The organism is Sphingobacterium sp. SYP-B4668 (assembly GCF_027627455.1).
Classification (GTDB): Bacteria; Bacteroidota; Bacteroidia; order Sphingobacteriales; family Sphingobacteriaceae; genus Sphingobacterium.
On sequence record NZ_CP115483.1, the window covers coordinates 3,247,001 to 3,258,806 of the forward strand.

Annotated in this window: 9 protein-coding genes; 7 read left to right on the plus strand and 2 right to left on the minus strand. The window is 35.8% G+C overall.

Annotated elements, in window-relative coordinates:
- Positions 1-42: 42 nt before the first annotated feature.
- Together OQ289_RS13550 and OQ289_RS13555 are read right to left on the minus strand one after the other, a co-directional pair.
- Positions 43-858, minus strand: a complete 816-nt coding sequence (locus OQ289_RS13550) for a hypothetical protein (protein ID WP_270087394.1) — start codon at positions 856-858, stop codon at positions 43-45.
- A gap of 45 nt (positions 859-903) precedes the next feature.
- Complete coding sequence (locus tag OQ289_RS13555) at positions 904-1,575, minus strand: hypothetical protein (RefSeq protein ID WP_270087395.1); 672 nt, start codon at positions 1,573-1,575, stop codon at positions 904-906.
- Positions 1,576-2,226: 651 nt separating this feature from the next.
- On the opposite strand from OQ289_RS13555, the gene OQ289_RS13560 reads away from it, so the two are divergent.
- The 7 genes from OQ289_RS13560 (at position 2,227) to OQ289_RS13590 (ending at position 11,805) form a co-directional block, all read left to right on the plus strand.
- The gene (locus OQ289_RS13560) at positions 2,227-2,547 is read left to right on the plus strand and encodes a low molecular weight protein tyrosine phosphatase family protein (RefSeq protein ID WP_270087396.1); all 321 of its coding nucleotides are present in this window, start codon (positions 2,227-2,229) and stop codon (positions 2,545-2,547) included.
- Between the two features lie 1,104 nt (positions 2,548-3,651).
- Positions 3,652-5,277: a vitamin K epoxide reductase family protein gene (locus OQ289_RS13565; RefSeq protein ID WP_270087397.1), complete on the plus strand. Its 1,626-nt coding sequence runs from the start codon at positions 3,652-3,654 to the stop codon at positions 5,275-5,277.
- Between the two features lie 129 nt (positions 5,278-5,406).
- Positions 5,407-5,712 carry a hypothetical protein gene (locus OQ289_RS13570; protein ID WP_270087398.1) on the plus strand — a complete coding sequence of 102 codons (306 nt, stop codon included), beginning with the start codon at positions 5,407-5,409 and terminating at the stop codon, positions 5,710-5,712.
- Between the two features lie 81 nt (positions 5,713-5,793).
- Positions 5,794-7,257, plus strand: a complete 1,464-nt coding sequence (locus OQ289_RS13575) for a TlpA family protein disulfide reductase (RefSeq protein WP_270087399.1) — start codon at positions 5,794-5,796, stop codon at positions 7,255-7,257.
- Between the two features lie 5 nt (positions 7,258-7,262).
- Entirely contained in the window at positions 7,263-8,747 is a 1,485-nt protein-coding gene (locus OQ289_RS13580) for a hypothetical protein (protein WP_270087400.1), read from the plus strand.
- A gap of 6 nt (positions 8,748-8,753) precedes the next feature.
- The gene (locus tag OQ289_RS13585) at positions 8,754-9,545 is read left to right on the plus strand and encodes a hypothetical protein (protein ID WP_270087401.1); all 792 of its coding nucleotides are present in this window, start codon (positions 8,754-8,756) and stop codon (positions 9,543-9,545) included.
- Positions 9,546-9,618: 73 nt separating this feature from the next.
- Positions 9,619-11,805, plus strand: coding sequence for a peptidase domain-containing ABC transporter (locus tag OQ289_RS13590; protein WP_270087402.1), 2,187 nt, complete (start codon positions 9,619-9,621; stop codon positions 11,803-11,805).
- Position 11,806 lies beyond the last annotated feature (1 nt).

An 11,806-nucleotide genomic window follows, 5' to 3' on the forward strand; every position in this document is an offset into this window, starting at 1 on the left:
GATTTTAAAAACACCATAGAACAACTAGTTCGAAAATCTGACTCAATAGAATAGTTGATGTCGATTTTCCACATCTTTAATTTTCAGTATCCGCCCCCTACCTGTAGCAGACACGGTTAGATTACGATCCTCGCCAAAACGAACACATATATCCACAAGACTTGGTAACGGCCTTCCATCTTTAATCATCGGTCGCCACTCCTTTTCTTGACTTTTCATAATTTTTATTATAAGATCCGAAAAATCGCTTGCTGACCCAACGACCAGTTCTAGTTGTTCCAAATTTCCATCAATACCAACAATACCCTGAAAAATCAACAGGCTATCAGCTTCAAGGCCAAAATTACCCGTTTGGGAAGATGCAATTAGACGGTCTCTAAACACGCCAATGTCTCCTTTATACCTCGCATTTAAGAACGGAGGATGTATGAATCGGTAAGTTACCGAATCGTCTCGAATAACCGCATTTGGTCTGTAACCTGGCTGGCTCATAAAACTATCCAAATAGTTGACCTCTGACTTCGGGAGTATGGGAAGCTCTTTTATGTTATAGAATTGCTTCAGTATGTAAAGATCCCCTTCGAATGCGAGATCAAAATATTCGACGCCTCTCTGCCAATCCCTACCTTTTGACAGGTCAGACGAAAACCAAGTCATAAAGGATGGACTTCCATTACTAAACTCCAGCGCAATGGAATCCAGTAATGGAAAACGCCGAAAAATCTCTTTGTAAGTGACATTTGGATATGTCTTGGAAACATCAATTTCGTTCTCTACACTTTTTTGAGCACCAGCGGAACCAACTGGTACAAATAGGCTAAAAACGAAAACGACCAAAGCAACAAAAAAACTCTCCATAATCTACTTTTATAATTCGTACACTTATACTATATCATTTTGAGGCTACTCGGATTGTCGTAAGTCCCCTTGATAGGTATACATTTGTAACAAGGGCTTCAAATACTTATTTAATCGCTTCTTAGCTTTATCGGTATACAACAGATAAAAGCTGATGTGCCCGTTATCCTTTTTCTGGACGGTATGCATATAAAAATTTTCATATCTGCCTTGATATCGATCCCTTACATCATCCATTGGGAAGGAAATATAAAAAGCGGAATCTGCATTGAATTTCTTCCTAGCATCAGAATCGGAGTAATAATGTAAGTAATCTTCCTTGGCTTTGAATTGATTTTCAAAGAAGAATGTCTTGAAAATATGCTTTTGTAGATTCAAATGGATGTTATTTACATTAGAGATATTATTGGGAAATAATTTGTTGATGTTAGAGGCTCGCTGTTCTGTCATCTTCTCATAAATTGTTAGGAACACAATACATTCACCATCATCAGAGGTTAGGTTATAAGAGCTGCATGTAATGATATCGCCTAGTTTATAATAAATATCGAAACATTCTGGCTTTCTGTGCTCCGTAAATCCTTTTGGTTTATGGTATTTGATACGCATGTCTGCAAGTCTCCTTGTCGCAGTTTCATCAAAAAAAGAAGTATCCTTTTGCGCGAGCGAAGTCCCTGCAAAAAGAATAATCGCTAAAATCGAAATCAAAAATTTCATAAATTCTTAGGTTAACTGCCACTATTCAAAATCATGTCGAGTTCCATCCGAATAATCCAACACATTCCATACGTCATCCCAACTCGGAGGACGCGCGGTCTGAACGACCTAGCACGCTAAGTAACTCTTCAGAGATGATCGGAAAAATATTTGCTACCCCATGCAACTCCCTCAGTTGCAATCTTTTTCATGATATTATTTTATTGGATATAATTGATAAATAAAGTTAATCAGTTAATTTTATAAAAACAAATAGGAAAATAGAGGTGGTAAACGTATTGATGAGTTTTACCGTATTAGGGACATAGCCCAATGGTGCTCATAGAAAAGGAAAATGTCAAAAGACGAAATCTAGACTGAACAACACTAAAGAAATGGAACATAAAAAAGAAATTTACGCGAGCATTAATGCTTCTCATTCCATTGGTGATATGGCTATCCATAGTGGAATGAATAACTGAGCAAAGCGAGTTCATGAATGCCGCTTAAAACTACACGCGATGAATAAATTTGAAGCTTCATCACCTTTAAAAACAAATCGGGGGAACCGAACGAAGTGAGCTCACGGATACCTTAAAATACCAAATTTAACTACGTAAACGAGCTCATGGATATAAACGAAAAAAAACACGCCTCAATAATTATATACAGATGAAAAATGTACTATTTATTTGTAGCAGAAACAAGTGGAGAAGCCGAACTGCAGAAACTCTATATAAGAATAGTCGTCATTTTAACGTAAAGTCGGCAGGAACAGAAAACTCTGCACGAATCAAGGTCAATGCTAAATTAATTTTATGGGCCGATTTAGTCTTTGTGATGGAAGCACACCATAAAGAAAAACTAATGCTCAACTTTCCAAATGAAACAAATGCAAAGGAAATCGTCGTTTTGGAAATACCTGATGTATATCGGTATATGGACAAGGAGCTGATTGAGGAGATAGAAAGCAGTGTAGAGGGCTATTTATAACCACTCTTTAATACAGCCAGCAAGCACAGCTAAGGCCTTAGGTTAGTAACGCAACAATTAAGGATTTACAATTTCTAAGCTATACCTATCCGACTTGTATTATCAGGCCAAATTTTAGCTAGCTTGCTGCCCTTAGAAAATCAAAATCTTAATACCATTTTACAGGAAGCCGTAGTAACACGCTATCTAGATCCGGAAATTTAAGGTAAACCTGTCTATGCTCCGACATTAAACTATAGATGGAATATTTAAACTGTATGTTCAGTATGGAATCGGATTCAGAACCTCTAACAATAGACTTTTGATTAGGTTGAAGGTTTCCCCATAAAAATGCTTACCTGCATATATTACCGAAAGTCATATGATTCGTCCATATCTCTTAACTCTACATCGAACACCAGCCTATCACCGGATCCATCATTCACTTTGATGGATTTTATACGAAAAGGTACATCTTTTAGGTAGCCCCTTGATAGGTATACATTTGTGACAGGCGCTTCAAATACTTACTTAATCGCTTCTTAGCTTTATCGGTATACAACAGATAAAAGCTGATGTACCCGTTATCCTTTTTCTGAGCGGTATGCATATAAAAATTTTCATATTTGCCTTGATATTAATCCCTCACATCATCCATTGGGAAGGAAATATAAAAAGCGGAATCTGCATTGAACTTCTTCCTAGTGAAGCCTTCCCGTTTTTCAAACATTGATTAAATATAAAAATACACTTTTAATGTTTCCATTTTCTCCTTTTAACATGACATAAAAAACAATAATTCCTTTTTTTAATCTTTAATACGACAACAGTACTGGAAATCATATACTTCCATTTTTTAACATGGAGCTGTCATTTTCATCTCCTCACCATAATCTATAATAAATTACCACACCCCGGTAAATACTACTTCATGCATATCTTCGAGAACAAAAAAGACATCAAATAAATGCGACTATTGGGATGTGAAATTAAAAATATGTCACCACTTGTAATTAAATGTTTAATACAAAAATTTACAATAAATATTAAAAACAAGAAAAATTTATTGTTATTTAAGATTTATTTTACATAATTTTAAAGTAAACCAAATTATAGCTTTTTGTTATGATAGAAGCACTTTTTCCAAAGAAAGAATCTAACATACAACGTGTTATTGATTATTTCTTGACAATAAGCCAAGTAAATCACACTTCGCTTCATCTCAAAGAAGCTATTGAGGGTCATGTGGAGAGTCCCTCGATGCTTTCGATTAAAGATATTTTGTTTGAGTATGGAATAGATGCTGTTGCTATACGCAAGAGTAACTATTCATATGAAGATTTTGAAACACCTTTTATTTGCTCTTTTCAACAACAGGATTGGAGCAAGCCTGCTTTTACAGTTGTAATTGCAAATGAAGACGATAAAATAAGTTACCTAGATCCCATAGGTAATACTGTAAAAACCATTGCTCTAACTGATTTTGAGGCCATGGATAAAGAGATCATTCTGCTCCTAGATACCCAACAGAAAAAAGAGGAATTAAATTATAGACAAAATCAAAGTAAAGAGCGGAGTCAAAATATTATTGCCCAGATACCTATATATGCTTTTATACTTGTGCTGCTATCGAGTCTAGGGTTTATGCTTTTGAGGGCAGATAGCTTACATTGGATCACTCCGTTTTTCTTGATTAGCTCTACTATAGGGCTGTTAATCTCATTATTACTCGTATGGCATGAGGTGGATGCGCACAATCCCTTTATCAAGGAAGTATGTGGTGGACATGGACGCAAAATGAATTGCGATGCTGTACTATCATCTAGTGGAGCAACATTTTTAGGCATAAGCTGGGCTGTATGGGGTTTTGCCTATTTTGCTGCTTTCTTTTTAACCATAGTATTATTTTCGCTAGAGTTTTCATATAGCTCTCTCTGGTCCGTATTTTCTGTAGCAGCTATAATGTACCTTCCTTTTTCTTTGTACTATCAATATAGAGTAGTGAAACAATGGTGCCCATTGTGTCTATTGGTCTTGAGCGTGCTGTTGGTGAATGCTGCAGTTTCAATTTACACCTTAAGCACTAGTGGTAGCATATTCTTTGATTGGCCCTCTGTACTACATATTGGTGTGATTGGTTTAATATTTCTACTGTTGACATACTACGCCATACCTATTTTGAAACAAGCGAGAGAAAGTAAAAGTTATGCTAAACGGTGGAAAAAGCTACGATACAATCGGGATATCTTCCAGGCGCTTCTCACTAAATCAGAAAAAATAACTGTTTCAACAGAAGGATTAGGTATTGTAATTGGAAATCCCAATGCTAGTACCGAAATCGTAAAAGTATGTAATCCATACTGCGGGCCTTGTGCAAAGGCTCATCCAGAATTAGAGCATATTATAAAAAACAATACTGATTTAAAGATACGTATCATCTTTACCGCTTCCGGAGAGAATGATGATATAAGAACCGCCCCTGTGCAGCATCTATTGGCTATACAAGAAAAAGAAGGAGAAAGAATTGCACAGCAAGCGTTAGACGATTGGTATCTTTCAGAGCAAAAAGACTATGAAGTATTCGCTAAAAAATATCCAATGAACGGGGAATTGAAACTACAAAAAAACAAAATAGATGCGATGTATGATTGGTGTAATGAAATGAAGATACGTGCTACACCGACTATATATATAAACGGCTATGAGCTACCTGACAGCTATAGGATTAGTGAATTAAAGAATTTTTTCTAGACGTAGAAAATATGCCTGAGCCAGTTCGAAATGTACTCAGGCAAAGAGGGCTCAACTTCTCTCTAACTTAACTAGCCAAGTAATCTGAGTGAGCAGATTGCAAATGTAAACAATTTATATTTTGTAAAGATGAAAAAGATTTCATTAAAAAACCTGAATTTGAAAGAGGTAGAACAACTATCTCGCGAGCAATTGAAAAATGTATTGGGCGGTTGGACAGAAGGATCTAGTACAGATGAAGGAACGGATCTACCGGGAGATTGTACAAGTGATGCTGACTGTCCTTCAGACAAGAAATGTGACACAAAGCTAGGTAAATGTTATAACAACAGTACTGGTTACGCTGTACCTTGCCCTACTTCTGATGGTAAATGTGTGACACGTGATGGCGAAGATGGCACATGTGATACTGTGTGGCCCTATGGTTGCCGATAAGTAGAGTATTAACCTATGCCTATAGGGTGCTTTTGTACCTTGTAGGCTTGGTTTATGGATCCTTGATTAATGCTTATAACTATGAGATTTATTTTCCAATTAATTATCTTGATTATTCCCATTTTCTCATATGGTCAACTTGATCAATATGCCCAAAGTGGTCATACCTCACTTACCGTCAAATTTTCTGGAGATTTCCCTGAGGATAAACCAATTTCTACACCATTATTCTCAGGGCAATTTTTCTTCAATAAGCCAATTACATTTACCCAGATTAATGACTCAACTTTATTTCTATCGTTCTATACTTTCGGTCCAACTCAGTATTATTTTATATATAATAAGGAATATCAACGATCGATATTGTTGCCGAACCATTCTGATGTTATAAATATACACTATAAGGATTCTACCCATTACCTATTGAATTATCAAGGAACTTTCGCTAAACTTTTTGCACACTCGAAGATAAGTGGTGAAATGCGAATTAAAGCATTTTATGATGGTGGTTATTTTTCAAAATTTAATCCTGGGAAATACCAAACAGCTAATAATTTTAGAGACTCGGTTTTACAGAAATTTCAAGATATGATATCAGATGTTGCAAATGATACGGATTATGACCTTTTGAAAAAGCTTTTTAAGTACGATTCAGAAATCGATATTAAAAAATTCTACCTGTTTGACAATTATACCCGTAATGCATACGAAGAAGTAAAAACTGGTTCAGACACCATTAAAATCCCCCTTAAAAGAGACGTTTCTTTTTATGACAAAATGAATATTAGCGACTTAACTAAAATAGAAAGGTTGATTTCACCTAGCTATCATTTGCTACAAGATGTTAGAAATGACACCTTATTAAACTTCCCAAATATTCTAAAAAGGGGCCCTCAGGTTTATTATGATAAGCTAAAGGCCATTTTTGAAAAGGAAAACAATGATGATCTTTTTTACCAAATCATGATTGCCGGTGCGTACATCGATCAACTACGCAGTGGTGTGAAATTATCTGAAGAACAGAAGTTTGATATTTTTAATTTTTTTGAAAACAAGCACATAAGCAATTATGTTCTTCAGCAAAACGAGCTTACAACAAACACAACATCGCAAAATCTAAACAAATACTATCTTTCTTTTGAGAAGGAAAAGGAAAATGTTTTGCCTGATATTCTGAACCGCTACAAAGGTAAAATCGTGATAATAGATTTTTGGGCAACGTGGTGCGGCCCTTGTAGAGAAGCATTTGATAAAGCAAAAAAAGTAAAAGAAAAATTTTTAGAAGAAGATGACGTGGTATTCGTGTATATAACGGGAGAAAGCTCGGATCGTGACACTTGGCAAAACTATGTAAATTCTCTTGGGGGAGAGCACTATTATGTACATGACCATCAGTTCTCATATATCACGAAACAACACAATATAAAATTCTTACCGAGCTATCTACTTTTTGATAAAAAGGGAGAATTAGTAGAAAAAAGTTTAGGAGAATATATGGGAAACGAGAAGTTAATAAAATGGATTGAAGAGGGATTAAAGAAATAATCAACATGTTATATATATCCGCACAACCAGATCAACTTTATTTCATATGGCAATTGGAAATTCAATTGCGCAACTTGTTTTCTTTAGGGATTCTGAAGGAAAATATCCAAGTGATAGTCGGTTATCATAAAGAAAACGGAATAAATCCTTTATTTCAGAAATTTATAGATGACAATAAGCATTTAGCACAGTTTTATACTTATCCTGATTTACGAAAAAACAGTAGGTATACTTCTTCGATACGACCAAACATCTTAAAGCAGCATTTTAAGAAATTCCCTCTATTGTCTACAAGAACCGTTATGTATCACGATTCTGATATTTTATTTTCACGTATTCCAAAGATAGACAATGTCGAAAAAAACGATATCTGTTATGTATCAGACACTCGAAGTTATTTGGATATGCGGTACATAAGGCGCACCGCATCAGAAGAATTATTGGACGAGATGCTTAAGATCGTAGGCATTAGCAAAGCAAAAGTTGTTCAAGAAGATGAACAAACCGGTGGTGCGCAATATGTCCTTAAAGGAATTACGGCCCCTTTTTGGGAAAAAGTTGAACGAGATTCTGAAAATCTATACGTAGCAATGACAGCGTATAACCTAAAGATTTGGGAGAACACCTACCCATGGAACAAGGAATATCGAAGTCAAAAAAGAGGGATTCAAGCATGGTGCGCGGATATGTGGGCAGTTCTTTGGAACCTCTGGCTATGTGGCAAAAAAGTAGAAATTCACAACGAATTAATATTCTCGTGGCCCATCAGCCCTATTGAACATTGGGACGTATTTTCTATTCAGCATTATTCTGGAAATATTGAAAACAAAATGAAGGATTTCAAAAAAAATGAGTACATCAATTATTTCCCGTGGTATGACGAACAATTAAATAGTATTCCTGATTCTACTTGTAGCTTTAAGATTGTAGAAATAATCAAAAACCGAAGACAGGAATTGGATGGAATGCGTAAAAAGTATTCAAAAATGGAGGTATTGTTGTATTGTGATGAGCAAGAGCAAATAACCAATACCGGGTCGAAGTCTTTTATACAAAAGAATTTTGATATTGATGTTGGATATTGTCTACATCCAACAGACAATGAGACCAATAGTGATGGAATGTTGTTTAACCATGACCGTATGCTGTTTATACCGGCAGATATAGTTTTATCCAATGATACTTTGGAAAATATTTTCGATACGATCCAATTGAGTGATGCGGACTGGGTTTATCCATTGACTGATTTACATAAGGTCGATGCCTTATTCACAGAAACATTTTCGAAGGTTTTGGATATTTCGCTACTGGAAATGAATGTAGGGAAGATGAATACTACCAACACAGACAAATTGATATTCACGCTACGTCCGTCTGGAAATTACGACCAAGACTTGGAAAGATATAGTGATATCATTCGATACAGGAACTTCGATAATCATCAAGTTCTAGATATAAATAGTCTCATTTTTTCATTAACATATATATAATCCTGTATGTTGACCGTTTATGACATCTTGAAAATAAATCTGATCAAATCAGAAAATGAGAAAAGCACTTCACTACTAGATGATTGGGCAGACCAAGTTGTCGCGTCCGGAAATCACGAATTTGATAGAGGCTTGTTGGGGTTAGGGTGGTTGATTAATTTTTTAATCCATGAACAGATTATCGAAGGCGACGCGGACGAAATTTTGGAAGATATGGACGATACTATCTATAAATTGACAATTAAGGAGGTATTAAATAGCGAGGTAAATGTCCATAATATGTTGGAATTCGTTACCTACTATCAGCAACGCCTAATTTATACGTCTTCTGCACATTTCTACAGACGATTTACACATCATGAGTGCATGAAGTTATTGGTAGACAAGTTAAACGCCTACTTGATAAAAGCGGATTTATCTAACCAGTGCCTATCTGAAATTACAGATATCATGCAAAAATACAGCTTCTTACTAAAAACATGTTTAAATGAAAAACTGCTTGAAGCAGTATTTTATAAAGTTTTTGAAGAGTTGATAACATATTATGAAAATGACTTGAATGAGATAGATCAATCAAATGTACTGAAACTAGGCATAGCAGCTAAACAATACGGAAATCCATTTTGGGAAAAATGTTTGTCGGACATTCTGGCTCGTCATGAAGGATTTCACACAAACGACACTTTTCTAAAAAGGCTTTATAACGATTTTCCTCATATTGATTCTGATTATTTAAAACTGGAATTGGGAGAAAAGGAGTTATTCTACCTTATAACGAATGTCGTAAGAAAATGTTGATCAAGGTGGGATGGGTTTACTTTTTCGTAAGTGATTTAAACTATGCTAATTGAACCAGATTTTTAAAAAGTTTATGCTACAACGTTTTCCTCATTATATGCAAATGGATCAAATGGATTGCGGTGCCACCTGTCTACGCGTAGTATTCAAGTACTATGGACAGTTGGTCTCTATTCATAAGATTCGAAAATTCACGCAAACGACCAAAAACGGTGTCAACCTACTTGGAATCTCAGAAGCTGCAGAGAAATTGGGTTTCCGGACGTATGGGGTGCGTTTAAGTCTAGAGCAGCTACAAGAAGTGGAATTACCTTGCATCTTACATTGGAATCAAAACCACTTTGTAGTATTGTATAAGGTAAAAAAGGGGAAGTATTACGTTTCAGATCCAGCATTAGGATTGGTTAGCTATGAGGAAAAGGAATTTACAAAAAATTGGTATTCGACCAAAGAGCTTTATGCAGGATTATCATTGGTCCTAAGTCCAGGGCCTGATTTTTATCAATTGGATGATGACGAACCCAAATTATCCTTGCAATGGCGTAAAATATTCACTTATTTCTATAAGTACAAGCGTCTATTCGGTCAGTTAATATTGGGAATGGTCCTGGGGACGATTTTGCAATTGATTACTCCCTTTTTGACGCAATCCGTAGTAGACATTGGGATCAATACCAAGAATATCTCGTTCATCAATATGATATTGATAGCTCAATTGATGTTGTTTATCGGTAGTACATCGGTTTCCTTTATTAGGTCCTGGATCATGCTCCACATCAGTACTAGGATTAATATTTCGATTTTGACGGACTTGTTGATCAAGGTGATGAAGCTGCCCATGAGTTTTTTTGACTTGAAAACTCATGGGGACTTGATGCAGCGGATGTCTGATCAGCAGCGTATAGAGTCGTTCTTGACAGGTAGTACCTTGAATACGCTGTTTTCATTGGTCAATATGTTGATTTTCGGGACGCTACTGATTGTCTACAATAAAACCATTTTCATAGTATTCCTGATAGCTACAGTTTTGTATACGATATGGATCTTGATCTTTATGAAGTATAGAAGAGAGTTGGACGAAAAGCGTTTTAAAATCTCTTCCGAGAACCAGACGTATATGGTAGAGATGATACAAAGTGTAAAGGATATCAAACTTAACAATGCACAAAAACAAAAACGATGGGGTTGGGAAGCTTTACAAGCTAAATTATTCAAATTTAGGGTTGATAGTCTAGCTTTGTCACAGTACCAATCGATCGGCTCGATGGCAATAAGTCAAGCTCAAGGGATCTTAATAACCTATATCTCCGCAAAGGCGGTTATCGATGGCGAAATTACTTTTGGAGGGATGATGGCGATACAATATATTGTTGGTATGGTTTCCAACCCGGTCATGCAATTATTAGGTTTTCTCCAATCTTATCAAGATGCTAAAATTAGTCTAGAACGTCTGAATGAAATATACGAAGCGGAGGAAGAAGAAAATTTACACAACGATTATTTGAACCAATTACCAGAAAGTAAAACGATTGAAGTCCGTAATATCACTTTTCGCTATTTTGGAGCTGGGAATGAACCGATATTTAACAAGTTGAATCTTACTTTTCCGGAAGGAAAAACTACCGCTATCGTTGGAACAAGTGGAAGTGGCAAAACGACCATATTAAAACTCCTTCTCCGATTCTATGAAACCGAAGGCGGAGAAATTTTGGTAGGTGGCAAAAACATCAATCAGCTTTCCTTTTCAGTTTGGCGAGATAGCTGCGGCTCTGTGTTACAAGATAATTATATATATGCAGACACCATTGAACGAAATATAGCTATTAATGACGAAAACCCAGATGAAACTCTATTGAAAAGGGCTATCGAAATAGCAAACCTCGATGATTTTATCGCTGAACAACCATTTGGGCTAGCGACAAAGATTGGAACAGCAGGAAAAGGAATAAGCCAAGGACAAAGACAGCGATTGATGATCGCCAGAGCTGTCTATAAAGAACCATCTTTTATCTTCTTGGATGAAGCAACCAATTCGTTAGATGCTAATAATGAGAAAACTATTGTAGAGAATCTGAACAAATTTTTTAGAGACAGAACGGTGGTAGTGGTGGCTCACCGATTAAGTACGGTAAAAAATGCAGATAATATTATCGTTCTTGAAAAAGGAGAAGTAATAGAGCAGGGATCACACAAGGAGTTAACAGAAAAAAAAGGAAATTACTACGAATTAGTAAAAAATCAATTGGAGTTAGGAAATTAAC

Excerpts from the sequence above, each read along its gene's own strand:
- OQ289_RS13550 (WP_270087394.1), bottom strand. The coding sequence starts at position 858 with ATGGAGAGTTTTTTTGTTGCTTTGGTCGTTTTCGTTTTTAGCCTATTT.
- OQ289_RS13555 (WP_270087395.1), bottom strand. The coding sequence starts at position 1,575 with ATGAAATTTTTGATTTCGATTTTAGCGATTATTCTTTTTGCAGGGACT.
- OQ289_RS13560 (WP_270087396.1), top strand. The coding sequence starts at position 2,227 with ATGAAAAATGTACTATTTATTTGTAGCAGAAACAAGTGGAGAAGCCGA.
- OQ289_RS13565 (WP_270087397.1), top strand. The coding sequence starts at position 3,652 with ATGATAGAAGCACTTTTTCCAAAGAAAGAATCTAACATACAACGTGTT.
- OQ289_RS13570 (WP_270087398.1), top strand. The coding sequence starts at position 5,407 with ATGAAAAAGATTTCATTAAAAAACCTGAATTTGAAAGAGGTAGAACAA.
- OQ289_RS13575 (WP_270087399.1), top strand. The coding sequence starts at position 5,794 with ATGAGATTTATTTTCCAATTAATTATCTTGATTATTCCCATTTTCTCA.
- OQ289_RS13580 (WP_270087400.1), top strand. The coding sequence starts at position 7,263 with ATGTTATATATATCCGCACAACCAGATCAACTTTATTTCATATGGCAA.
- OQ289_RS13585 (WP_270087401.1), top strand. The coding sequence starts at position 8,754 with ATGTTGACCGTTTATGACATCTTGAAAATAAATCTGATCAAATCAGAA.
- OQ289_RS13590 (WP_270087402.1), top strand. The coding sequence starts at position 9,619 with ATGCTACAACGTTTTCCTCATTATATGCAAATGGATCAAATGGATTGC.